Source organism: Sphingomonas sp. PP-CC-1A-547, from assembly GCF_003610375.1.
GTDB lineage: Bacteria > Pseudomonadota > Alphaproteobacteria > Sphingomonadales > Sphingomonadaceae > Sphingomonas.
Genome location: NZ_RAPZ01000011.1, coordinates 932,327 through 958,105 on the forward strand (window position 1 = coordinate 932,327; position 25,779 = coordinate 958,105).

The following is a 25,779-nucleotide window of genomic DNA, read 5'->3' on the forward strand; positions in this document are numbered from 1 at the left end:
CCTTCTCGGGTTTCGATCGTTCCGACCGGATGGAGTCCGAAGACCGTTCTGCCGCCGAAGCTCGATGGCTGAAACTCACCCGCGAGAGCTTGCCGGCGGTGGCGCGTACACGCCGCTGGCCGGTCGTGGCGGATCATTGCTTCCAGCGCATCTTCCTCGACACTGCGTGCGACGGCGGGTGGTATGACCGCATACCGGGCCGCCCCGCCTATGCGCACGCCGACCGCGCGCTGCTGGACCGGGCCATCGCGCTGGCCGAAGCTGCGCTCGCCGATGAGGTGGACCTTGCCGTCCTGAACCGCCGTTCGCTTGCCTGGCGGAGAAAACGGACGGTTCCGCTTAGCGGATCGTGACGATCACCTGGTCCGTGGCGCGACCGGCTACGTCGACGAGCCGCAATCGATGGCGGCCCGGAGGCGCGAAGAACAGCAGTTGCTGGGCGGCGGGGCCGAGGTCGCGGTTGTCGAGGAACACATGATGCGCGCGGACGTCGCCAATGGTCTCGATCGCGAGGCGCTGGCGGTCGGCGGGGATGTCCGGGTCGATCGCGTAGACGCTACCCGAGGCGGGGTTGACGATCCGGGCGCGGCGCGCAGTGGCGGGGGCGGCGGCGATCAGCGACTGGCCGGTGCCGCGAAGGAAATACTCGATGCGGGGCTGCTCGATCGCGTCGGCGAACGCGATCCGGCGACGCTCGACACCAGCCGGCATCGGCGGTCCTTGATGGTCGTCGCGTCCGAGCGCGAGCATGACGTCGCGCCACACCGGCGCCGCGCCGCTGGTGCCCGAGACCGCACGCATCGGATCGCCCTCGACGTTCCCGACCCAGACGGCGACGGTGTAGCGGCGTGAGAACCCGACGCACCAATTGTCGCGCATGCCCTTCGAGGTGCCCGTCTTCACCGCGGTCCAGAACGGCAGGCGCAGTGCCGAATCGAGGCCGAAGGTGGCGGCGCGGGCGTTGGGGTCGGCCATCATGTCGGCGACGATCCACGCGGCGGCAGGGGTCGTGACCGGACGAGCGGCAAAGTGGGGCGCGTCGGCGGTGAGCCTTAGCGGGGACCAGCGGCCGCCATTCGCAAGCGACCGGTATGCGTCGGCCTGTTCGAGCAACGTCACCTCCGCCGATCCGAGCGCGAGGCTGAAGCCGTAATAATCGCCGTCCTCGACCAGGCCACGATAGCCCGTATCCCATAGCCGATCGCGAAACGGTTCGACCCCGACCAGGAGCAGCGTGCGTACTGCGGGCACGTTGAGCGACCCCGCCAGCGCGCTACGCACCGACACGCGCCCCTTGAACCCGCGATCGTAATTCTGCGGTACGTAGAGCCCCGACGCAGTATCGAGCTGCACCGGGGAGTCGTCCAGCACCGACGCCGGGGTCAGGTAGCCTCGCTCGATCGCCTGCGCGTAGAGGAACGGTTTCAGCGTCGACCCGGCCTGGCGATAGGCGTTCGCGGCATCGACCGCCGGCGCGGTCGAGGCGCCGCCGATCCCGCCGACATAGGCGAGGACGTCGCCGCTCGCATTGTCGATCACCACCGCGGCACCGTCGCGCGCGCGCGATCCGCCAAGCCCGAGCAGCTGGCGACGCAGCGCGGCGGCAACGGTGCGCTGGAGCGCGGCATCGAGCGTGGTCGTAATCCGCAGGCCGGGCTTGGTCAGCAGGCGATCGGCGAGATGCGGCGCGAGCCCCGGATCTAGCGCGAGCGTCCGCACCGGGCCAAGCATCGACGCGGCCTCGCTCGCGAACCGCGTACAGTCGCCCGCGCCCCCCAATCGGCAGGCCCGCGCGGCGATGCGCGGTGCGGCGGCCTGCGGATCGGGTAGCAGTGCGGTCAGCAGCAGCGCATCGTCGCGCGCCATCGCCGCGGGGGTCTTGCCGAACAGCGACAGCGCCGCCGCACCGATCCCCTGCGCCTCGCCGCGGAACGGCGCGAGGTTCAGGTACGCCTCGAGGATCTGGTCCTTGCTCCACGTCATCTCCAGCGATCGTGCCGCGCGCATCTGACGGAGCTTGTCGCGCCAACCGCGTGCGCCGGGCATCGCCAGCGTCGGCAACAGGAACGCGGCGACCTGCATCGAGAGCGTGCTGGCACCCCTGCCCCGCTCGCCCTTCGCGCGCGCGCCAACCGACCCGAGGATCGCCAGCCAGTCGACGCCGCCGTGGCTGCGGAAGCGGGCGTCCTCCGCCGCAACGACGGTGGCGGGCACGACCGGTGCGATCTGGTCGAGCGGTACCCATGCCAGCCGCCGCGCCGCGAAATTGACGCGCGCGCTGTCGATCAGCACGCCGTGGCGATCGTACAGCCACGCCTCCGACGGCTTCCATGCAGCGCGAACCTGCGCATAGCCCGGCAGGGCCGGCGGGAACGTCACCCAGTCGAACCCCACCGCGGCGAGGATCAGCACCAGCAGTCCGGCAAGCGCCGCGCGCTGCCTCATCGATCCGCGACGACCATCGTCTGGTTCGGCACCGCGGCGCGAATTGCGGGCGAATACATCGCCTCGACCCGGCTAGGCGGCATCTGGAACCGGCCGGCACCGTTGAGTCGCAGCGTGTACGAAACGGTGGTGGTCCCCTTGGGCAGCCACGCGAAATAGGCGCGCCACGTATCGCGTCCGCGTTCGACATAGCTCGGCCCGCCGCCCTCACCATCTGCCCCGCCGCCTTGCTGGAGCAATTGCGACTGACCACCAAGATCGCCGATAACGGTCGCGCCGGCGGGCACCGGATCGCTGATCGCGACCCAGTTGCGCTCGGCGGTCGCCTCGACCGACAGCGTCACGCGGAGCACATCGCCCGTCGTCAGCCGGTCTGCCGTACGCGCCTGCACGACGTCGACTTTCCGCGTCAGGCGATAGCCCGCGAACAGCGGTTGCCGCAGCGGCACCGCCGCCGAGATCGACACGGTCGCCCACGGCCCCGCCCCGCCGCCTTGCGCCAACCGCAGCGGCCCGGCGGCGGCCAGCGGGAACGACACCGTCCGCGCCGGTTCCGCCAGCGGCCAGCCGCGCGCGACGCTACGCCCCGCATACGACAGGATCGTCGTGCCCGTGACCGCCTGCGCCGGATACACTTGCGCGAAACGCCGCGCAGCGATCGCACCCCAGGCGTTGGCGGTGGTCGTATCCCAATGCCCGCGCGACTGGCGCAGCGCCGTGCCGACCATCAGCCGCGGTGCATCGTCCTGCCAACCCGGCCGTCCGAGCACCGCCGCGGTGGCCTTGTTCGCCGCCTCGTCCGCCGACGACATCAGCCACCACGACGCGTTGGCCGAGTCCGACAGATCGAGCCGCGTGCCCTCGAACACCAACCGCGTGCGCAACACCGCCTCGGCCTGCGCCTTGGCTTCGGTCGACGCGCCGGGGATCGCGGTAAGAGCGGTGATATAGTCGGCGAGGCTCGCGGTCGGCATCTCGGCGGGCGTCATGCCGATCTGGCCGAGCATCGCTGCCGTTGCTTCGCCCTGCCGCGCCAAGGCCGCTAGCGCCGCGACCTTGGTCAGGCGGACATCGCCGTAATCCTCATGCCGCAAGCGCCCGTCGAGCACCGCCTTCATCGCCTCGATCATCCGCGCGCGCTGGACCGGCGGCAGTGGCAGGTTCGCCGCGCCCGTCATCGACAGGACATAGGCGGTCAGCGCCTCCGACCCCTGCAGGCTGTCGCCGGGGAAATACCGGAGCAGCCCATCGGGCGCCTGATAGGTCGGAATCTCGCCCGCCAGCGCCGCCCAGCCCGCCATGTCGCCAAGCACGACGATCCGCGACAGCCGCTGTTCGAAACAGTTGAACGGATAGCGGCTCATATAGTCACGGACCCCGGCAAGCGACGGCGCCAGCGTATCGGCAAGGCGGATGTCGACGCTGCCACGACCCGGCAGCGCCCCCATCGGCGGCGCGATCGGGATCAGCGTAGTCTCGCCGACCTGCGCGAGCGTCGCCGCCCAGATCTCGGTCGGCACCGCCGGGATGACGTCCTGCGTCACCGTGACCTGATCGGTCGCACGGCCGTCGTTGCTGCTGGCACGCACCGTCCAGCGCAGCGTATCGACGCCCGCAGGCGCAGTGAGGTTCCACGCCACCGGTGCCGCCCCACCGGCGGGAATGGTGACCGTCAGCGGCTTGCCTTGTGCAATCCGTGGAAAGACGTCGACGTTCGCCGTGACCGTCATCGCGCGGTCCGATCCGTTCCGCAGCGTAAAGCGCGCACCGTAGAAATCGCCCGAACGGACCAGCGGCGGCATCCCGGCATAGAGCGACAGATCCTGCGCGGTACGGATGTCGGTGCTGCCGGTACCGAACGCCTGCGCGCCGTCGGTCGCGATCGCGACGAGCTTGAACGACGACAGCGCGTCGGACAGCGGCACGGAAACGCGCGCACGTCCTTGCGCATCGAGCGGGACATGACCCTTCCAAAGCAATACCGGCTGGAAATTCTCGCGGTTGAGCCCCGACAGGTCGCCGCCGCCACCGCCGCCACCCGCTTCAAGCGCCTTGCGGCCATAATGCCGCTTGCCGACGACCTGCATCTGCGCGGTCGCGGTCAGCACCGATAGAGGGCGATCGCCCATCATCGCGTCTAGGATGTTCCAGCTGTCGTTGGGCGCGAGTTGCAGCAACGCTTGGTCGACCGCGGCGAACGCGACATCGGCCTCGCGCGCGGGGCTGCCATCGGGCTTCCGGACCTGGATCGCGACGTTGGCAGTCCCTCGCGGCGCATAGCGTTCGCGGTCCGCCTTGACCGCAACGGCGAGCGTATGCCCTTCCCAACCGACCTTCACCTTGGCGATGCCGAGGCGGTAGGCGGGCTTGGCGAGATCGACCAGCGCGGTCGGCTCGGCTGCGTCCTCGGGCGTATCCGACAGCCCGAGCGTCCGCGCGATGCGGTGGACCCAGCTCCAGAACCCGCTCTCGACACGACCGCGCACGACCAGCACAGAGACATAGACGTCGGGCGCATAGGCCGCGTCCATCGGCACCTCGATCACCGGATCCTTGCCCGACAATTCGGTCACGAAGCTCGACAGCACGCCCTCGCGCTCGACGCTGACCAGCGCGGTAGCAGAGCGGAACGGCATCCGTACCTGGAACCGCGCGGTCTCGCCCGACGCATAGGTGAGTTTCTCGGGGACGACGTCCATCCGGTCGCCATTGTCGCCGCCGAACCACCAGTCGTCGTTCCCCGCGAGCCACACCGACTTCACCGCACGCGCGACGTTGCCGTCGGCGTCGGTGGTAGTGACGACCGCGTAGATTTCGCCCGAGACGCCCGGATCCGCCTTGCACTGCGCGAAGCCCTGCGCGTCGGTGGTGGCGCTGCACGAGGCCGACAGCTTGGTCGTCCGCATCCGGTTGTCATAGGCGTAGAACCCGCCGATCAGCCGCCGCCGCGCGGTCAGGATCTGGCGGCTGTAGAGCGCGACCGACAGCTTCTGTCCCTTGATCGGCTTGCCGTCGGTATCCAGCGCGACGAAGCGCAGCCGCAGATCGTCCGCGCGCATCATCCAGCCATCGGTGGCGACGCCGAGCTGCACGCCCGAGGCGTAGATCGGGATCGATTTCGAGGCGGTCAGCGTCTCGCCATTGGCATCGCGGTAATCCATCTCGACCTGCATATCGGTCGTGCCAGGCAGCGTTTGCGGCATGTCGACCGTCATCCGGCGCGTGCCGTCGCTGCCGAGCGTCGCGGGCAGCATCTGAGTCGGGGGCAACGGCGTCTTCGCATCCTCGCCCGCGCCGTCGAGCGGCTTGACGCCCTCGCTGATCGGTTCGCCGCCGAAGCTGAACTTGTCGTAGCCGACAGGCGTCGCACTGTGCGCGAACCAGCCGATGCGGACGTCGACCGGCAAGCCGGGGGCACCGCCGCCCGAGAGATAGCCGGCAAACAGATCGAGTTGTGCCGTGCGTGGCTTGATCAGTGCGGTCTTCGGGCCGGTGACGCTGGCGCGCATCGTCGGCAGGCGATATTCGTCGACCTTGAACGACTGCTCGGACTCGGTGGTGGTGTCGCCGACGACGAAAACGAGGTCGTAATCCCCCATCGGCGCGCCTTTGGGGGCGGTCCAGACGGTTTCGCCGGTGCCGTTCGCGCCGATCGTCACGGGCATCTCGAACTGCGTGTCGGAGCCGCGATGCGACAGCCGAAGCGTGCCGGTAAAGCCCGGCGCCAACGAGAAGCCGCGCGCATCGGGGCGGCGCAGGATGTGCTTCATGTGGATCGTCTCGCCCTGGCGGACCAGGGCGCGATCGAACACGGTGTGGATGATGTCGGTGGCGGCCGAATAGCCATAGGACAGGTCGAAATCGAACGGCCGGATGCCCTCGCCCCAGTCGGTCAGCGTGAAGCTGAAATCGTCGTCGGTACGCGCCGAGATCATCAGCGGGTGCGGCGAACCCTCGCCTTTACAACTGCCATAGGTCTCGGGTTCGGGAAGCCCGCGCGCGACCATCAGCCCGCCGCTTTTGTCGGTCGCGCCGCGCGCGAGCGGCTTGCCGGTGCAGCTGTCGCTGACCTGCACCACCGCGTTCGCCACCGGCTTGCCCGTCGACAGACGCGTGACCCAGGCGAGCGAGCGATCGCGACCCCATTCGAAATGCACGGCGAGATCGGTGACCAGCGCGGCGCTCGCGACATAGCGCGGGACGTCGCGACCGAGCAGCGCGCGGCCCAGCGTCGGGCTGGCGAGTTCGACCACGTAGAAACCAGGCTTGCCGAGCGGCAGGCCGACGACCTCGAAGTCCTTGCCCTTGCCCGGCAGGTCGAGCTTGAACGGATCGCCCGCCCCGCCACTAGCCCCGCCGCCCCCGCTCCCGAACAGGAGCGGCTTCTCACTGGTATGGTTGATCTGGAGCGGCTCGGCACCCATGCGCTCGATCGTCTGGTAGTCGGTCTTGCCAGCCTCCTCGACGCGCCGTAGCCACGCGGCGATCTCCCCGTCGGTGCCGCCCACGCGCAGCCGCTGGCCGCCGATACCCGCGGTCTGGCCTTGCAACGACGGCTCGACGTTGCGCACGGTGACAGGCAGCACGCCGCCCTGTTTCGCCTCGAGGATGCCGAAATCGGCCGCGAACTTGACGAGCGGCGGCGCCTCGTCGAACTTCACCTCAAGCGGGAAGCGTTCGCGGTTGGCGAGGATACGGCCGCTCTCGTCCTTGAGATCGGCGGGGATCGCCACCGTCCCGCGCGTCGCGACCGGCAACGGGGCGGCGAACGTGACCTGTTCTATCGTCGCTCGGTTTTTCTCTTCATGGCTGAACACGGGCGCGATCGACTTGCCGTCGGCGAGCGTCAGGCGGACCTGCGTCGCAGCGCTCATCGGAACGGGCGCGGAGAACCGCAGATACGCCTTCTCGACCGGGCTGCATCCCGCCGCGGTGTTGACGCGCGAACATTCGAACCGCGCGGTGAAGGGTTTCCGAACGGTGAAGTCGAACCGCTGGTCGGCACCGGCGAGCTTGCCCCCGGCACTGGCGATGTTGCTCCCCCAGACCAGCGCCATGTCGCGGCCGGGCGGCAGAGGGCGGCGGCATTTCAGCGCGGTAATGCCGGCCAGCGCGCGCTGGCGCGATGCGGTATCGGCGGGGACCGTCTTGGGCAGCCCGGCGCTTTCGAGGAAATTGGTGACCGAGTAGTTGTTGCCCAACCCGGCGAGCAGCTTGCCCGGCAAGTCGGGCGCGAGCACGTCAACCGCGATCTTCTCGCCGATCCCGTCGACCGCGCAATAGGCGTTGGCGGCGATCGATTCACGGGTCGCAAGCATGTTCGCGGCGACCAGGAACACCTGGTCCTCCTCGATATCACCCTCGCCGGGCAGTACCGCGCGCGCGATCGGACCGCCGGCATCGACGGTGAAGCTCTCCGCATCGACGCCGTAGCCCGCCGCGCTCTTGAGCCCTTCGCGCGTCGCGAGCGTGCAGCGCGTTCCGCCGGGCAGGCCTTGCGCGAAGTCCCAGACATAGGTCTGCTGATCGACCCAGCGCCCTTCACCCGACACTGCGCAATCGACCTTCAGCGGCGAGGCGGCGCGCGGATCACCGAGCGGGACGATCGCGTCGCTGAACCGCACCGTAAAGCGCGTGATCGCGCCGTCCGAGATGTTGGGCGTGGCAAGCGTGACGTGTGGCGTGTCGCCCCCGAACGCGGCAACCGGCGCAACGACGATCGCTAGCGCCGCCCACAGTCTCGCAAATCGCATGCCCGCTCTCCCCGCCAACAGAATAGGGGCCGGGCGGCGCTAGTCCAGACTTAACAGGGCCCCGCCCGAGTAGCGTTAGATAAACTTAGGTTTCATTTCTCTAGTCTGTCATGGATTAAACCATTAAGGTTTTGATTATAGAGGGGAACGTGAAAGGAATCGTGTGCGCGACCATCACGAAGAGGCTCGGCTGGACGCCCTGTACCAGCTGAAGTTGCTCGATACCCCGGCCAGCGAGGGATTCGATCGGATAACCCGGATGGCCAGCCAGATCTTCGGATTGCCGGTGGCTGCGGTGTCGCTGACGGATCGCGACCGGCAATGGTTCAAGTCGCGCGTAGGCGTCGAGCATCGCAGCATCCCGCGCGATAAGGCGCCCTGCGCGCAGGTCGCCGAGTCGACTCAGCCGCTCGTCATCGAGGATTTCCAGGCCGACGCTTGTTACGCCGACAGCGTGCTTGGCCGTGCCGGAACGCGCTTCTATGCCGGCGCGCCGTTGGTCACCAGCGAGGGCTACGGCCTCGGATCGCTTTGCGTATTGGGGACCGAACCGCGCAAGGCGACCGAGGCCGAGCTTGCCGCGCTGGTCGATCTGGCGGCGATGGTGATGGCGCAGATCGAGCTGCAGCACGCCTTCGGACGGATCGATCCGGTCACCGGCATGCCGACCCGGAACCAGTTCCGCGACGACCTCATGGATCTGGAGCGGGACCATCCGGGCGAGCACCGGTTCGCGGTGGTGGTCGACATGGCGCGCGACGATCAGATCAGCCGGATCGTGCGTGCGTTGGGCGTCGCTCGCGTCGACGATTTCATCCGGGAGGCGTCGCAGGCGCTGCGCGTGGCGCTGGGGCCCGGTAGGGTCGCATACCAGGTTGGTAGTGCGCAGTTCGCGTTCATCTCGCCGCCGGGTGTCGAGGAGCTGGCTTATGTTTCGCTGCTCCGGTCGAGTTTCGAGACGATGCATGCCACGTCGTCGGTACGCTTCGTCACGAACGTAGCGATCGGCGTCCGGTCTTTCGTCATCGGCAGCGTTTCGGCCGACGACGTGCTGAGGGGGGCGGCTAGCGCTGCACAGGACGCGCGCAACGCCGATGGCGCGATCGCGCTGCATTCGCCCGCCAACGATATCGCCCACCGCCGCCAATACGGCCTGTTGCAGGATTTCGGCGCCGCACTCGAGGCTGGCGACCAGCTGCGACTGGTGTACCAGCCAAGGATCGAGCTCGCGACGGGACGGTGCTTGGGCGCGGAAGCGTTGCTGCGCTGGCGGCACCCTCGACTGGGCGAGGTATCGCCCGCCGAGTTCATCCCGATCATCGAGGAGACGTCGCTGGCGCGCGCGACGACGCAGTGGGTGATCGATGCGGCGATGGATCAGATGGCCGCCTGGAATCTAGCCGGGATCGCGCCGGTCCTGTCGATCAACATCTCCGCCGCCAATCTCGGCGAGGCGGATCTGATCGACCGGATCCAACTTGCCTTGTTCAAGCGCGATCTGCGGCCCGAGCGGCTGGAAATCGAGCTGACCGAAAGCGCCATTATGGATCAGCCCGACCAGGCGCTGGCGATGCTGCGCGAACTGGCGGAAGCGGGTATTTGCCTGGCCATCGACGATTTCGGGACGGGACACAGCAGCCTCGCCTATCTCCAGCGCCTGCCCGCGCGGATCGTGAAGATCGACCAGGCCTTCATGCGCAACCTCACCGAAGCGGCCGGGCCCGACTTCGTGCTCGTCGAGACGATGATCGGGCTGGCACACAAGCTCGGCTACCGCGTGGTGGCCGAGGGGATCGAGACCGGCGAGGCAGCCGCGATCCTGACGCAGCTCGGTTGCGAGGAGGCGCAGGGCTTCTGGTTTGCCCGCCCGATGGAAGCGACGCGGTTCGCGACCTGGCTTGTGGAACGCGAGATGGAGGCCGAGCCCGAACGCGGCTGACCTTGCTGCCGCGCCCGGTATCGTTTCGGGTCCTCCGCGCAAGGAAGTCCCGCATTCTCCGATTTCTCTGGGCTTGCGAACGAATTTGCCGATATCGTTATCGCGGGGACTATCGGGGGGCCGAATTGTGCGAAGTATAGTGGTTGCAGCGGTGTCGCTGGGGTGCATGGCGACGTCTGCGGCGCAGGCCGGCGACCTTCCCTTGTATCAGCCCGCGCCCAGTTGGGTCATTCCGGCCGTGCTGCCGGACGCGGCGAAGACGAGCACAGATACGCCGGCGCTGGTGATATTCGATACGCAACAACGGATCGAGGACGGGCGGCTGTGGTCCTACATGGATGTCGCGTCGCACATCACGTCGCCGGAGATGCTAGCGCAGGCGACGTCGCTCGCCTTGCCCTGGGCGCCGGACAAGGGCGACATCATCGTCCACGAACTAGCGATCTGGCGCGGGAGCCAGCGGATCGACCTGCTGGCGAACGGTCAGAAGTTCACCGTCCTGCGGCGCGAACAGGCGCTAGAACAGCGCGAATTGACCGGTATCCTGACGGCGACGCTGGCGGTTGAAGGTCTTCAGGTCGGCGACATCCTGCGGCTGCGGGCGTCGACGACATCGAAAGACGCTGCGCTGGGTGGGCGCGTGCAGAACGTCGTTCCGATGATCGCCCTCCCCGCGCGGGTTGCCTTTGCCCGCGCGCGCATATCGTGGCCGACCGCGACGCCACCGCGCTGGAAGCTGGAGGCCGACGGCGTCAAGGCCGTGCCGATCCGCGACGGGCAATACACCGTGCTCGACTTGGCCCTGCCCGCGCCAAAGCCGGTCGAGATGCCGCAGGATGCGCCAAGTCGGTTCCGGCATCCGCCGATGATCGAATTCGCTACGTTCGCCGACTGGGCGGACGTCTCGAAGACCTTCGCACCGCTATATGGCGCGGAAGTTAACGCAATCGCGCCCGGCTCGCCGCTGAGGGTCGAGGTCGACGCGATCATGAAGGCGGATGCAACGCCGATCGGCAGGGCCGAACGCGCGCTGGAACTCGTCCAGGACAAAATCCGCTATCTTGCCGTCGGGATGGACGGCGGGAACTATGTTCCGCAGAAACCCGCGCGGACGTGGGAGGTTCGCTACGGCGACTGCAAGGCGAAGACCGTACTGTTGCTGTCGATGCTGCGCGCGATGGGCATCGATGCCGAGCCGGTCCTCGCCGCCGTCGGATCGGGGGACTTCGTGGCCGAGAGGCTGCCGAGCGCGGCGGCTTTCAACCACGTCTTCGTGAAGGCGACGATCGGCGGGCAGACCTTGTGGCTCGATGGGACGGGCGCCGGTTCGAGGCTTGCGGATATCCACGACACGCCCGACGTCGGCTATGTCCTGCCGATCCGCGCCGACGGTGCCGTGCTGCTCAGAATCGCTACGCACGCGAATGCGCGTCCGGTGATCGACCTGATCGTCGAGGCGGACGAAACCGCCAGCGTCGACCTGCCAAGCGCGTTCGAGGCGACGGCGATCGTCCACGGGCGACCGGCGGCGATGCTGACGATGGCCAAGACCCAGTTGGGCGAGAAGGAGCAGCGCCAGGCCGTCGGGCAGTTCCTGCAGGGCTTCCTGGGCGAGGGGCAATTCGTCGATACGTCGATCACGTCCGATCCGATCACCGGTGCGGTCACGCTGAAGGCACGCGGCGCTACCAGCACGATCTGGACGACCGACGACCGTCGCCGCAAGCGCACGGTCGACAGGCTGATCGATCAGGTCAATTTCGATCCCGACCGCAGCAGGGCGACCTGGGCAGCCGTCCCCGTTCTGGTCAACCAGCCCGACGGCATGCGCTATCGCTTGCGGTTGCGCCTTCCCGACGGTGGCCGCGCCTTCGCGCTGGAGGGAGAACCCGATCTCAAGGCGAACATCGCCGGGTACGACATCGTTCGCAGCGCCAGCCTGGCGAACGGTATGTTCACGCTCGACGAGCGGATCGACACGGTCGGCGGCGAGATCGCGGTTGCCCGTATTCCGGCGGAGCGCGATGCCCTGACGACCGCGAAGGCCCGCGCGCCACGTATCGTCGCCTCGGCCGACACGCGGCGTCGCTGGGACATCAACGCCAGCGACCCGCCCGGTGCCACGCAACTGAGGGCGATCGAGGCGATCTTCGCGAAGTCGATCGCCGACGATCCCGACGAAGCCAGCGGCTATACCAGCCGCGCATCACTCAGAAGCGGCGTGGGCGATCGACGTGGCGCCGTCGCCGACCTGACGCACGCGATCGCGATCGCCCCGACGATCGACCTCTATCTCCAGCGCTCGACGGAGTCGCACGAGTTGGGCGACATGGCGGCGGCGCTCAAGGACGCGGAAGCAGCGCGTGCCCTGGACCCTTCGTCGCAACAGGCGATCGGCCAGCTCAGCGACCTGAAGGCCGAAGGCGGCGATATGCCCGGAGCGCTTGCGCTGCTCGATCAGCGCATCGCGCTGGGCGGCAGCATGCGCAACGCGTTTCGCGAAGCCAAGGCCGGCCTGCTCGGAGAGTATGGCGACGTCACCGCAGCACTTGTGTTGTTCGACAGCCTGATCGCGGACAAGCCGGGTTCGCCGTCGCTGATGAACGCACGATGCTGGGCCAAGGGAACGCGCATGGTCATGATCGACAGCGCGTTGAAAGACTGTACCGGGGCGATCGAGTTAAGCACCGACACGAGTGGTCCGCTCGATAGCCGGGCGATGGTCCGGTACCGGCTCGGAAAGTACGAGCAGGCGCTGGCCGATCTCGACGCGGTGCTGGCGTCGACACCCAATCAGGCGGAAAGCCATTTCATGCGCGGAATCGTGTTGGCGAAATCGAACCGGCGACCCGAAGCGACGAAGGAATTCGCAATTGCACGGCGGCTTCTACCCAGCGTCGACAGGCGGTATGCGCGCTACGGCATCAAGGCGGACTGATCATTGGTATCGGGTGGCCCTTAACCGGGCGCTCGGCCTATTTGTTGGCGACGACGGTGAATGGTGTCGGGTCGCAGGGAGAAAACCGCTTGATGTCGGACGAGTATGCGCATGGCCGGCGAGACGGGTTGCGGCTAGCGCTGGCGATCTTGGCCGCGGAAGAGGCCAAATGGGCGGCGTTGCTGGGCGAGAGTGCATCCTGGCGGACCAACGCCACGCGTGAGGTGCGGCACAAGACGCTCCAGGTCGCACAAACGCGCGTCCAGACCGTGCTGAACCGGCTTTCTCCCAAGGACGACACTGCATCGAATGCGGAATTGTCCGCCGCGCTGGCGAAGATCGGGCTTTAAGCCACCCTGTCGTCCGACGATGCGGCCATCAGATCAGTCAATTGAAGCGCATCACCCAGCGCCGCGGAGGCGGCCGTGTTGTCGAACATGCACCATGCCGGGCGCCCCGCTGCGCGGTCCTCGGCAATCAGGCGCGCATAGTCGCGTAGGCGGTCGCGCCCGTACGCGGTTCGGTACATGTCGGGCGATCCGTGCAGCCGGTAATAAGTGAGCCCGCGCCAGCCACCCGGAAGTGCCGCCGCCGGGATGCGCGCGGGATCGGCAGCGACCCGCGCCACTTTCTGGGTCGCTAACAGGCTGTCGACATCGGGCTCGAACCAGCTGGCGTGGCGCGGTTCACACACGATGCTGGTGTCGGTTCGTTCGCCGACCTCCGCAAGAAAGCGGGTGACCGTCGCATGATCGAAGGCGAGGCTTGGCGGTAGTTGCAGGAGGAGGAGCGCAAGCTTGCCACCCAGGCCGGACACCTCGTCGAGAAAGCGATCGAGCGGCGCGGCGGCGTCGTGCAGGCGAAGATCGTGACTGATCGACTTGGGTATCTTTGCCGTGAACCGAAAATCGTCGGGAACGCTGGTGGCCCATCGAGCCCAGGTCGATTGCCGGTGTGGCCGGTGGAAGGACGAGTTCACTTCGACCCCGTGCATCACGGCCGCGTAACGCTGTAGCGCGGTGCCCGTTTCCGGGAAGTTCGGCCGATCCGCGGCCGGTATGCTCCAGCCGGCGGTACCGATCACGCAGGTCGGCTCTGTCACCGGGAAACGACCTTCGCCGAAGCACCACGGCAACCGTCCGGCATCCGTCCCCTGCCCCGCTGGTCATCGCGGCGAAGGAGACGGACGCCGGAGTCGATCATGCCGATTGGGGGATGATGCTGATCATCTCGTCCTCGCTGGGTTCCTTCGCCGGCTTGAGCTTGAGCGCCTGGTCCGGTTCGACATGGCGGCTTCGCGAAGCCGGTTCGAGCGTCACGGTCTCGCCGGTGTCGAGCGACCGCTCGATCGCGGCCAGGACACGCATGTCGAACAGGCCTTCCTCGCCGTCGGCTTCCGGCTGGAGATTCTCGAGGATGCAGTTCGAGAAATACTGCGTCTCGTTGCCGAACTGTTCGACCGGATCGAAGCTGTGCGTCTTGCTGCCGGCGCTGGTCTTCTCGACATAGGTAATGCCGATCTTCGGCCCGAACATGAAGGCAGGCGACGCGTGGATGCTGGCCTTGGTGCCGACGAGCTCGAAGAACTCGGCCGATGCGGTGGCGTAGCTCACGCTGAACTGGGCGACGCGTTCGTCGGGGAAGCGCAGGGTCACGGCTACGGTGTCGTGGAAGTTGAAGCCGCGCCCGGGGGTCTTCGTACCGATCGCATGCACGGCGATGGGCTCCTGCCCGAACAGGTTGCGCACCGCGTTGAGCGGGTACGTCCCCATGTCCGGCACCGGACCGCCCCAGTAACCGTTGTGACCGCGCGAGTTGGCCTCAGCGACATTCTGCGCGAACACCGAGACGAAGCTGCGCAACTCGCCGAACTCGCCATCGCGGGCGCGGGTGATCATCTCGACCGTGCCCGGTTCGTTGTGGAGGCGATAGGCGATCATCAGCTTGGCGCCGCCCTTCTTCTGCGCGGCGATGATCTGTTCGGCTTCGGCGACGCTGGACGCCATCGGCTTTTCGAGCAGGACGTGAATGCCTGCTTCGAGCGCGGGAACCGCGTATTGCAGATGAAGGAAGTTCGGCGTCGCGACATAGACGGCGTCGATCTCGCCCGACTTGAGCAGCTCGTCATACTGCTCGTACGACCATGCCTTGATACCGTAGAGCTTGGCCAGCTTGTCCGCCTTGACCGGATCGCCCGTGACCAGCGCCGCGAGTTCCGAATTGTCGGTGCGACCGATGCCCGGCATGAACGCCTGCTGAGAGATCTGGCCACCGCCGACGACGGCATAGCGCACCTTCTTCTTGTGTCCGAACATATCGGTCCTTCGGTGTAGTTTGGGGATGCAGGGCGAACGACGGACGACCATGATCGTTGCATTCTTCGCGCGTTTGCCGCGTACGTCGGGATCCGCGACGCTGCGTTTCCGCAATCGCGCCGATCATACCGGACCGCATCGCGGTGCCGTTCGTTCGGCACGTGAACCTCTGAGGTAGACGAATCATGGACTATACCAAACTCGGCAGCACCGGCCTGGACGTTTCGCGGCTTTGCCTGGGCTGCATGACCTACGGCATCCCCGATCGGGGCAATCACGCGTGGACGCTCGACGAGGAAACCAGCCGGCCGATCCTACGCGCCGCGGTCGAGGCCGGGATCAACTTCTTTGACACCGCCAACGTCTATTCGGATGGCACGTCGGAAGAGATTGTCGGTCGTGCGCTGAAGGACTTCACGCGCCGCGACGAAGTGGTGATCGCGACCAAGGTGCACGGGCGGATGCGGCCGGGCCCGAACGGCGCCGGTCTCAGCCGGAAGGCGATCATGGCCGAGATCGATGCCAGCCTCACGCGGCTCGGCACCGACTATGTCGATCTCTACCAGATCCACCGGTTCGATTACGACGTGCCGATCGAGGAAACGCTGGAGGCGCTGCACGACGTCGTGAAGGCAGGCAAGGCGCGGTATATCGGTGCGTCGTCGATGTTCGCATGGCAGTTCGCGACGATGCTGCACGTCAGCGAGGCGAATGGCTGGACGCGGTTCGCGACCATGCAGGATTATCTGAACCTGCTGTACCGCGAGGAAGAGCGCGAGATGCTGCCACTGTGCGACGCCGAAGGGGTCGGCGTGATCCCCTGGAGCCCGCTCGCCCGCGGGCGCCTGACGCGCGACTGGGACGAGACCACCGGGCGGTCGCAGACCGACGAGTTCGGCAAGACGCTGTACGCGCATACCGTCGAGGCGGACCGCAAGGTAGTGGAGACGGTCGCAACGATCGCCAAGGAGCGCGACGTGCCGAGGGCACAGGTGGCACTCGCCTGGGTACTGGCGAAACCGGAGGTATCCGCGCCGATCATCGGTGCGTCGAAGACCGCGCATCTCGACGATGCGATCGCGGCGCTCGAATTGGGTCTTACCGATCGCGAGATCGCGCGGCTGGAGGAACCCTATGTCCCGCATGCGGTCGTCGGCTTTTCGTAAGCGATCTGCGGCCGGCTACCGTTGAGCTGGCCGCGGCAAGTCCACCGAGCGTAACGAGCATATTCTGCCCGACGGACCGTCCGTCGCGGCACAAAGGACCGAAATGACAAAACCGACACTGGCCGAGCGACCAGCTATCCTGGCCGCCAAGCGCCAGCTGAAGATGGCGCGCTCGACCCATGCCTATGTCAGGGGCAACACGACCAAGTTCTACGAATGGCTCGACGAGTCACCCGCGTCGCGACGCGTTCCGCAGGGGCCGGCGATTTGGATCTGCGGCGACTGCCATCTCGGTAACCTCGGCCCGATCAACGATGGTGGCGGGCGGATCGCGATCCAGATCCGCGACCTCGACCAGGCGGTGATCGGCAACCCGGCGCACGACCTGATCCGGCTCGGCCTGTCGCTCGCGACCGCGGCGCGCGGCTCCGACCTGCCCGGCGTGACGACGGCGCACATGATCGAGGAGATGGTCACCGGCTATGCCAGCGCGATGGCCGATCCCGCGAGCAACGATGCCGGCCCCGAGCCCGAGGCGGTCCGCAGCGTCAAGCGCCGCGCACTGGGACGGCGCTGGCGGCATCTCGCCAAGGAGCGGTTCGCGACGCAGGAGCCGATGATCCCGCTCGGCGACAAGTTCTGGCCGCTGGAGCAATCCGAACGCGATGCGCTTGCCGAACTGGTCACCGAGTCGGAGGTCGCCGCCCTGGTTCTCTCGCTCGACGCGAAGGACCGGGACCGGACCGTCCGACTGGTCGACGCCGCCTACTGGATGAAGGGATGCAGTTCGCTCGGGCTGCTGCGGTTTGCGGCACTGGTCGGGCTGAAGAACGCGAAGGGGCGATCGGACTATGCGCTGATCGACTTGAAGGAAGCGACGACACCGATCGCGCCTGCCGCTAAAGGCGCCAAGATGCCGACCGACCAAGCGGCGCGCGTCGTCGAGGCTGCACGCGCGCTGTCTCCTCACCTCGGTAGCCGGATGGTCGCGGCGCGTGCGCTCGATCGGTCGCTGTTCGTTCGCGAACTGTCGCCGCAGGACCTGAAGCTGGAGGTCGAGCAGTTCAGCGCGGGACAGGCCGTCAAGGCGGCGCGGTATCTCGCCTTCGTGGTCGGCAAGGCGCACGCGCGTCAGATGGATACGGATACGCGTCACGAATGGGCAAGCGTGCTCGATGCGGACCGTCGCGGCGCGATCGATGCGCCGAACTGGCTGTGGGAAAGCGTCGTGTCGTTGGCCGGAAGCCATGAGGCGGGGTATCTGGAACATTGCCGCCAGTACGCAATGAGGGCGTGATCGGAGATAGCGGTCTTGCCCGCCGGGAAGTACTCCGAGTGGTGCGTGCTTTACATCACCGATCCAACTGTCAGACTGATCGCTGAACTCGGGCGCGTGCGCCGTATCGGAGCATTCGACCATGGACTTCATCGACCGGCGTACGGCCCTTGCCGGTATCGGTGCGGCGATCGGGTGTGCCGCCCTGCCCGTCTCCGCACGTCCGGCGCCGGACGACGTGTTTCTGCTCAGCTACTTCACCGACCAAGATGAGGGGCGCGAGGGGCTCAAGCTCGCCCGCAGCGACGATGGGTATGTCTTTCGCGCGCTAGGCAATGGCCGTGGCTTCCTGACGCCGATGGTCGGTGAGAACAGGCTGATGCGCGATCCCAACCTGGTGCAGGGACCGGATGGGCTCTGGCATCTCGTCTGGACGAGCGACTGGTTCGGCCCCGTCATAGGCCACGCCACGTCGCGCGACTTGTTGCACTGGTCGCCGCAACAGACCATTCCGGTGATGAAAGGCTTTGTCGGCGTCCGCAACAGTTGGGCGCCCGAGGCAATCTACGACCGCGCGCGGGGCGATTTCGTCATCATGTGGTCGAGCAGCATCGATGGCCGTTTCGGGGCGACTGCGGGCGAAAAGTTCGCGGGGATCAAGCTGCGTCCTTATTATACGCGCACCAAGGATTTCCGTACGTTCACGCCGACCAAGTTGTTGTTCGATCCGGGTACCGACTCGATCGACTTTACCTGGCTGAGGCTGGCCGACGGCGGGTTGCGGCTGATCTACAAGGACGAGACGCACGACACCGAAACGCGGCGGTGGCTGGTCAGCCGGTCCGCAGCCTCGCCGACCGGTCCGTTCGGGCCGGTCAGCGCGCCGTTCACCAAACCGATGACGGAGGGACCGACGGCGATACGGCTCGGCGACCGCTACATGGTCTATTACGATGTGTACGAGCAGCATCGCTTCGGTGGCGCCTCGACCACGGACTTCGTCCACTGGACCGACGAAAGCACGCGCATCCGGTTTCCCGAGAACGCGCGCCACGGCACGGTCGTTCGCGTGCCTCAAGCCTTTGCCGACAGGATCGCGTAATTTCAACGGCTAAGCGAGGTCGGAATGCGATCATCACCTTGCCGAGATGCCCGGCGCGTCGTCGAAGGCGAGGGCTCGATCGACGACCGTCGTGATCCCGTTCGCTACCATCGCGTCGAGTATGTCCACGAACCTCGCGTGGCTGTCATTGGCGTACGTGCACCGATCTGCACGTAGCGGCGACGGAAATTGATGGGATGATGCGGTGCCTGCACTGGCGTTCCTCAGCGCCGCGTCGGTCGGGAAGACGGCCTTTGCCAAGCTGAGCGACGCGGCTGCCGACACTACGCTACCCCAACGAGCCCGGCGGTGGTCGGAGCACGCTATCGATTACCTCGTCTATCTTGTCGTTTCCTCTGTGATACACCCCCTACGACAATGGGGTACGACGATGCGGACGATAATCATGGCGACGATGTTGCTGGCGCTGGAGTCGGGTACGACGCCGGTCGCTACCGTTCGGACGGCTAACGCCGAGGTGCGAACCTCGCTGGCGCACGGCAGGATGGAGGGTCCGTTCGAACTCCATTCCCGCGTCTATCCTGGCACGGTCAGGCGCTATTGGGTGTATGTGCCAGCAGGCTACGACACGTTTAAGCCACCCAATCTGCTGCTGTTCCAGGATGGCCAGCGCGCGGTCAACCCGGAAGGGTCGCTGAGGCTTCCCGCGGTTATCGATACGTTGATCGAGCAGAAGGCCATTCCGCAGACGCTGGGCGTGTTCGTCACGCCGGGGAATGTCTCCGCCCGGTATCCGGATACGCCCGGCATGCAGAACCCGGACCATCGGTCGGAGGAGTATGACGCGCTTTCCGATGCCTATGCCCGGATGACGCTGGACGAGTTGCTGCCCGCCGTGGCGCGGCGATGGCGATTTTCGACGGATCCGAAGCGGCGCGCGATCGGCGGCACGTCGAGTGGTGCGATCGCCGCGTGGACGGTCGCATGGCGCCATCCGGAGGCGTTCGGCAACGTGATAAGCTTCATCGGCAGCTATACTTCGATCGGCCTGAAACTCGGTCCGGACGGTACGCCGCAGGCTTATGGCGGGGATACCTATCCCGGCCTGATCCGGAAAAGCGCGATCCGCCCCTTGCGCATCTTTCTTCAGGACGGACGCAACGACTTGGATAACGAACACGGCAACTGGTTCCTTGCCAACCAGCAGATGCTGAAAGCGCTCGAATGGGCCAATGCGCATGCGGACGGGGAAAAGCACGCGGGGCCGCGGTACGCCATCAACCATGCCTGGACCGAGGGCACGCATTCGGACGCCGACGGCGGATCGATCCTGCCTGACGTGTTGCGCTGGATCTGGCGGGATCAGCAACCCGGCCGGTAAGCCTCGGGTCTGGTTCGGGCCGGGCTTCACCGCAACACCCGCGTCTCGCTTTCGACATTGACGCAGTGCAGCATCGCACCTACCAGCCCGCGCTCACAAGATGCTTGCCTACAAGGCGCAGTTTAGCTCAGCGCTGGAGGCGCCGCGTGACCATGACCATGACCTTTGCCGATCTCTCCCTCGCGCCCTTTTTGCTGCAGGCGCTAGCTGAGGAAGGCTATGCCCACCCTACCCCGATCCAGGCGCAGTCGATCCCGATGCTGCTGCAGGGGCGCGATATGCTCGGCATGGCGCAGACCGGCACGGGCAAGACCGCCGCCTTCGCGCTGCCGTTGCTGCATCGCCTCGCTGCCGACCCCCGCCCTGCACCCAAGGGCGGCGCGCGCATCCTGGTACTCGCGCCGACGCGTGAACTCGTGTCGCAGATCGCCGCCGGGTTCGAGAGCTTTGGTCGCCATCTGAAGCCGAGCGTGATGACGATCTTCGGCGGCGTCAGCCAGTTCCATCAGGTCAAGGCGCTCGAAGCCGGGGTCGACATCATCGTCGCCGCACCGGGTCGCCTGCTCGATCTGGTCGATCAAGGGCTCTGCGACCTGTCGCAGCTCGAGGCGCTGGTGCTCGACGAAGCCGACCAGATGCTCGACATGGGCTTTGCCAAGCCGATCGAGCGGCTCGTCGCGACGCTGCCGACGGATCGCCACACGTTGCTGTTCTCGGCGACCATGCCGAAGTCGATCGCCGCGCTGGCCGAGAGCCTGTTGCGTGATCCGGCGAAGGTCGAGATCGCCCCGCCGTCGACCACCGTCGACCGGATCGACCAGTCGGTGATGTTCCTCGATGCGACCGACAAGAAAGCGGCGTTGCTGGCACTGCTCAAGACCCCCGACATGGGCCAGGCAGTCGTCTTCACGTTGCAGAAGAACATCGCCAACGACGTCTGCGCGTTCATCGGCGAGGCGGGCATCACCGCCGAAGCGCTCCATGGCAACAAGTCGCAGGGCCAGCGCGAGCGGGCGCTCGACGCCTTCCGCGCCGGTACCGTCCAGGTGCTCGTCGCGACCGATATCGCCGCGCGCGGGATCGACGTCGACACCGTGACGCACGTGTTCAACCACGACCTGCCCAGCCTCCCGGAAAGCTATGTCCACCGGATCGGCCGCACCGGTCGCGCCGGTCGCAGCGGGTTCGCGATCACGCTGTGCGATGCCGAACAGCGCGCTTGGCTGCACGACGTCGAGCGCGAGATCGGTCGGACCCTGACCGTCCAGGACGATCACGAATGGCACTGCGAAGTGGCGCGCCATTCGACCAAGCGCGCGCCCGTGCTGGGTGGCGGCCCGGTCAAGCAGGTCAAGCCGGCGAAGGCACCGCGCGAGCGGAAGGTCTGGACCGAGGAAGAAAAGCTGGCCGCACGGATGGCAGCGAAGGCCGCCTGATGGCGCTCCGCCGTTCGACGAGGGTGCGATGCCCCTCGTCGAACGGCGAGACGGTCTTGGTTAGACGGGCGTAACGCGTTCGCGGCACGTCCAACGCGGCATCCTAGCGTGGCCAATCCCGCCATGACTGGAAGGTCTGATGCGGACGTCCAATGCCCATCGGACAGTTTTTTCGCTGCACTGCGGAAGATAAACTGAGCACCGCAAGCACCCACTCTGGCGGCCCTCGCTCTGACACAGTTTGCATTATGTCGGACTTATCGTCCAGCAACCTGACCGCCCAAGCGATCATTCCGCGACCCCAGTCTTTATGACGCACCTGCAACATAAGTCGCATAAAACCGTCGCCGCCGGATGCCATGCCCCGCTTCGAAACGCGTAAGGGAAATGGTGTGTCTTTAAGTAAATTCATGGTCTGTGCAGCGTCGGCAACGATGCTGACGCCGCTGTCGATCGCGGCGCAGACGATCCCGACGCAGACGATCCCGACATCGCCACCGGTCAACTACGTCAACGAGAGCAATCCGGCGATCGGCAGCATCGTTCCGAAGCTGCTCGACAGCTATGTGAACCTGATCCGCGACCATCCCGAAGTGATGGTGCAGAACTACAAGACCGTCGTCACGATGACCAACGCGCGCACGCCGAGCCAGACCCTGGCGGCGATCCACGACGATCGTACCAATCAGGCGTACAGCATCCTGAATGGCCTAGGCGCGCTGACCAATCTTTACATGGCGGGTGCCGGTGCCTCGACCAGCGGATCGGCGCCGAACACGCTGACCCCGACCAGCTATGCGACCGCGACGCTCGCGGACTATGTCGCCAACATCAATCTCGGCAACAGCTTCAGCCCGGGCGCCGAGAAGTTCGGCAACGGTACCGCCACGCCGTTGGCCGCCGCGGTCGCCTTCATCAACAACACGGTGCGCGCGAGTTCGTCGACCGAGCCCGCCAAGCGGACGTTCGCGCGGTATCAGGGCGAAAACCCACCGATCGATCCGCTCGATCCGCGGTTCGCCAACTACAACGTCAACACCAATCGCGGTGCGCTGACGCTGGCGGACACAGCCGCGATCATCGTGCCGTCGTATTTATCGAGCTTCACCACGCCGGCACCCTACGCCTCCACGACGCAGTGGGTGCGCGGGTTCGTCGTGACGGCGGACATGGTCGCGGCAAATGGCGGCAAGCCGATTACCGCACCCAATTTCGGCACGTTCGATTCCGCCGGCAAGTTCACCGCGGCGACGTTCAAGGTCGGCGAATATGTTCCCGGCATCGGTGCCTCGCCGCGGCCATACCGCGTGACGACCGACGTCAACGTACCGACCCCGATGCTTCAGATCATCAACTCGTCCAACCCCTATGCAGACGGCGCCTATCCGAGCGGGCACACCAATTCGGGCATGCTGCAGGCGCTGGGCACGGCGTTCCTGATCCCGCAGCAAGGGCAGGAATTGCTCGCGCGCGCGGCGGACCTGGGTACCAATCGCATCCTCGCCGGGATGCATTCGCCGCTCGACATCATGGGTGCGCGGATCGAGGCGACGGCGCTGTCGGCGACGAATATCTACGCTGCCTTGTATGACGCGAAGGGCAATCGCCTCGACTGGACCAACCCCGCCAACGCCAGCGCGTATGCTGTCTACCAGGCCTATACCCAGACCCAGTCGTATCTAGCGTCCGCCTGCGGCACCGCGACCGTGACGGCATGCATCGCCGCTGCCAACGCGTCCGGCGCAACCGCCGCCGATCCGTACGCCAACGTCGCGCAGAACAAGGCGACGTACCTTGCCGAGATGACCTACGGCTTCGCGTCGGTCGGTCCGGTCAAGGCGATGACGGCCGCGGACGTGCCGGTGCAGGCGCAAGTGCTGCTGCTGACGCGGTTCGGGTATCTGACCGATGCGCAACGGACCGAGATCCTCGCGACCACCGCCCTCCCCTCGGGCTATCCCGTGCTCACCGGCAACACGCTGGACGGATGGGGCCAGCTGAACCTCTATGCCGCGAACGACGGCTATGGCGCGTTCAACGGCCAGGTCGCAGTGACGATGGACGCCGCGCAAGGTGGCTATGCAGCCGCCGACAGCTGGGGCAACGATATCGGCGGACCGGGCGGGCTGACCAAGAATGGCAGCGGCAGCCTGACCCTGACAGGGAAGAACATCTATGCCGGCCCGACGATCGTCAATGGCGGCGCGCTGGCCGTCACCGGCTCAATCGTCTCGGCGACGACCGTCAACACCGGCGCCGTCTTCGGTGGCACCGGCAGCACCGGCGCAGTCACGGTCAACATCGGTGGTACGCTGGTGCCGGGCACGGGAACCACGCCGGGCACGCTGACGATCAACGGTCCGCTGACGCTCGCCAGCGGCGCGACGCTGGTGCAGACGGTATCGCCTACGCTTGCCAGCCGCACGGTCGTATCCGGCGCGGCTAAGCTCGACGGCACGGTGCGCGTCCAGGGCTCGGTCGGCACGCTACCGGTCACGCGCATTGCCCTGGTCACGGCAGCCGGTGGAGTGTCGGGCAGCTTTGCGGGCGTTATGGGCGTGCCCTCCAACCTGCGCGGCGTGCTCGACTATTCGACGACGGCGGCAAGCCTGAACCTCAACCGGACCGATATCGACTATCGCGCACTCGGGGTCACCGCGAACCAGCAACGTGTCGCGGCGGCGCTGACGAGCGCGGTGCCGTTGGCGAGCGGTGCCGGCGCGGCAACGTTGCTCAACACGGTCTATGCCACGGGCCAGGGCTCGGCGGCGGCGGGTACTGCAGCGCTCGACACCCTCTCGGGTGAAGGCCTTGCCGACGCGAACAGCGCAGCGTTGTTTGCCGGGCGGGTATTCGGCGATGCCGTGACCGATCAGCAGCGTGCGGTCCTGACCGACACCCAGATGCACCTCTGGGGCGGGCCGCTGGGTGGTCGGGAATGGACTGATGGCCGGGACGGCGACGGTACGGTCGATCGCCGCAGCAACAGCTGGGGCGGATTGATCGGACTCGACGGTGAAGTCGCGACCGGGTGGCGTGCCGGTTTCGTCGCGGGCGGGCTCGACACCCGCTTCAACACCGCGGCGCGCGCGACCAAGGGCAAGGCGTCGAGCTATCACGTATCGGCCTACACCTCGTATGCGCTGCCGACGGGAACGTATGTCCGCGGGTCGCTGGGCTATGGCCATTATGCGATCCGTACGACGCGGACTGCGGGCGGGATCGGCAGCGTCGCCAGCGAAACCGAGATCGCACGGTACGACGCCGCAGAGTTGCGCCTGCGCGGAGAAATCGGTCAGCGCATCGCAGTCCAGTCGTTCGACCTGACGCCGTTCGTCGCGGTGGAATATGCGCGTCTCTACACCGATGCGTTCGCAGAGCGCGGCAGCGTGCTGGCGTTGCAGGCGGGCAAACAGACCACGACGTCGCTACCGGTGAATGTCGGGTTGCGGATGGATGGCAGCGTGCCGTTCGGGAACGGCCTTGCGCTGCGGCCAATGATCGAAGCGAGCTACCTCCACGAGTTCCGCCGCGACCGCGACATCGGAGTCGATTTTATCGCGCTGGCCGATCCCTCGTTCACGATCGCAGGCGCTCGACCTTCGCAAAGCGCGTTCGTCGGCAAGGCCGGACTCCAACTGCCGCTGGCCTCCGCGCTGGTCCTCTACGCCACCGGAACCGGCGTGTTGTCCTCGCAACAGCGATCCTATGCCGGCAACGTCGGCGTGAGGATCAACTTCTAAGACGTTAGAACGCTCGGTCGACCGAGCGCACGCGCGCGGATGATCGCCAACTGGCGAGGTGTTTCGATGGAACGCCTCGCCAGTTTGCTGCTGCCGGCCCTCCACATGATCGGCGAGCCTGCGAACGTGTCGGAGACAAACGGCGGGCGCGATCGTTCGGCATAGATTGCCGGTCAGCGACGCTGGATCTCGCCTGCCTTCCAACCCAAACCCGGACCGAACCCGGATTTTTCGGCATCAGGTCGCGCGCGATCCGTAGCGCATCGTCATACGCAGATCACGGATGGTCGCATTTCGGACCAATCGATCTAGCCGAACAGGCGC

14 protein-coding genes are annotated in these 25,779 nt (G+C 66.6%); 10 read left to right on the forward strand and 4 right to left on the reverse strand.

The window, feature by feature from the left end; all coding sequences use genetic code 11:
• Window positions 1–29: 29 nt before the first annotated feature.
• Window positions 30–353, forward strand: a complete 324-nt coding sequence (locus C8J39_RS10485; RefSeq protein WP_120300353.1) for a GCN5-related N-acetyltransferase — start codon at window positions 30–32, stop codon at window positions 351–353.
• Here the strand turns inward: C8J39_RS10485 and pbpC are convergent.
• Together pbpC and C8J39_RS10495 are read right to left on the reverse strand one after the other, a co-directional pair.
• Window positions 340–2,445: a penicillin-binding protein 1C gene (pbpC, locus tag C8J39_RS10490; protein ID WP_120300354.1), complete on the reverse strand. Its 2,106-nt coding sequence runs from the start codon at window positions 2,443–2,445 to the stop codon at window positions 340–342. The two genes, C8J39_RS10485 and pbpC, sit on opposite strands and share 14 nt — an antisense overlap.
• Window positions 2,442–8,198 (reverse strand): alpha-2-macroglobulin, encoded by a 5,757-nt coding sequence (locus C8J39_RS10495; protein ID WP_120300355.1) that lies wholly within the window; start codon window positions 8,196–8,198, stop codon window positions 2,442–2,444. The genes pbpC and C8J39_RS10495 overlap by 4 nt, the downstream gene beginning before the upstream one ends.
• Window positions 8,199–8,361: 163 nt before the next feature.
• Here C8J39_RS10495 and C8J39_RS10500 point away from each other — a divergent pair, with 163 nt between their 5' ends.
• The 3 genes from C8J39_RS10500 to C8J39_RS10510 all read left to right on the forward strand — a co-directional run bounded on the left by C8J39_RS10500 (window position 8,362) and on the right by C8J39_RS10510 (window position 13,425).
• Window positions 8,362–10,137, forward strand: a complete 1,776-nt coding sequence (locus C8J39_RS10500; protein WP_120300356.1) for a bifunctional diguanylate cyclase/phosphodiesterase — start codon at window positions 8,362–8,364, stop codon at window positions 10,135–10,137.
• Window positions 10,138–10,264: 127 nt separating this feature from the next.
• A complete protein-coding gene (locus C8J39_RS10505; protein WP_310793815.1) occupies window positions 10,265–13,075 on the forward strand; it encodes a DUF3857 domain-containing protein in 2,811 nt (936 codons plus the stop codon).
• Window positions 13,076–13,167: 92 nt separating this feature from the next.
• Window positions 13,168–13,425, forward strand: a complete 258-nt coding sequence (locus tag C8J39_RS10510) for a hypothetical protein (protein ID WP_056059124.1) — start codon at window positions 13,168–13,170, stop codon at window positions 13,423–13,425.
• Here the strand turns inward: C8J39_RS10510 and C8J39_RS10515 are convergent.
• A complete protein-coding gene (locus C8J39_RS10515) occupies window positions 13,422–14,159 on the reverse strand; it encodes a DUF72 domain-containing protein (protein ID WP_243649895.1) in 738 nt (245 codons plus the stop codon). The two genes, C8J39_RS10510 and C8J39_RS10515, sit on opposite strands and share 4 nt — an antisense overlap.
• Window positions 14,160–14,274: 115 nt before the next feature.
• The gene (locus C8J39_RS10520) at window positions 14,275–15,390 is read right to left on the reverse strand and encodes a Gfo/Idh/MocA family protein (RefSeq protein WP_120300359.1); all 1,116 of its coding nucleotides are present in this window, start codon (window positions 15,388–15,390) and stop codon (window positions 14,275–14,277) included.
• Window positions 15,391–15,575: 185 nt separating this feature from the next.
• Between C8J39_RS10520 and C8J39_RS10525 the strand changes: the two genes are divergently transcribed.
• The 6 genes from C8J39_RS10525 to C8J39_RS10550 all read left to right on the forward strand — a co-directional run bounded on the left by C8J39_RS10525 (window position 15,576) and on the right by C8J39_RS10550 (window position 25,455).
• Window positions 15,576–16,556, forward strand: coding sequence for an aldo/keto reductase (locus tag C8J39_RS10525; protein ID WP_120300360.1), 981 nt, complete (start codon window positions 15,576–15,578; stop codon window positions 16,554–16,556).
• Between the two features lie 103 nt (window positions 16,557–16,659).
• A complete protein-coding gene (locus C8J39_RS10530) occupies window positions 16,660–17,853 on the forward strand; it encodes a DUF2252 family protein (RefSeq protein ID WP_120300361.1) in 1,194 nt (397 codons plus the stop codon).
• Window positions 17,854–17,974: 121 nt separating this feature from the next.
• Window positions 17,975–18,934: a glycoside hydrolase family 43 protein gene (locus tag C8J39_RS10535; protein ID WP_120300362.1), complete on the forward strand. Its 960-nt coding sequence runs from the start codon at window positions 17,975–17,977 to the stop codon at window positions 18,932–18,934.
• A 391-nt stretch (window positions 18,935–19,325) separates the two neighbouring features.
• Window positions 19,326–20,276, forward strand: coding sequence for an esterase family protein (locus tag C8J39_RS10540; protein WP_120300363.1), 951 nt, complete (start codon window positions 19,326–19,328; stop codon window positions 20,274–20,276).
• A gap of 152 nt (window positions 20,277–20,428) precedes the next feature.
• Window positions 20,429–21,712, forward strand: a complete 1,284-nt coding sequence (locus C8J39_RS10545) for a DEAD/DEAH box helicase (RefSeq protein ID WP_107953091.1) — start codon at window positions 20,429–20,431, stop codon at window positions 21,710–21,712.
• A 392-nt stretch (window positions 21,713–22,104) separates the two neighbouring features.
• Window positions 22,105–25,455: an autotransporter domain-containing protein gene (locus C8J39_RS10550; protein ID WP_165895181.1), complete on the forward strand. Its 3,351-nt coding sequence runs from the start codon at window positions 22,105–22,107 to the stop codon at window positions 25,453–25,455.
• The last annotated feature ends 324 nt before the right edge of the window (window positions 25,456–25,779 follow it).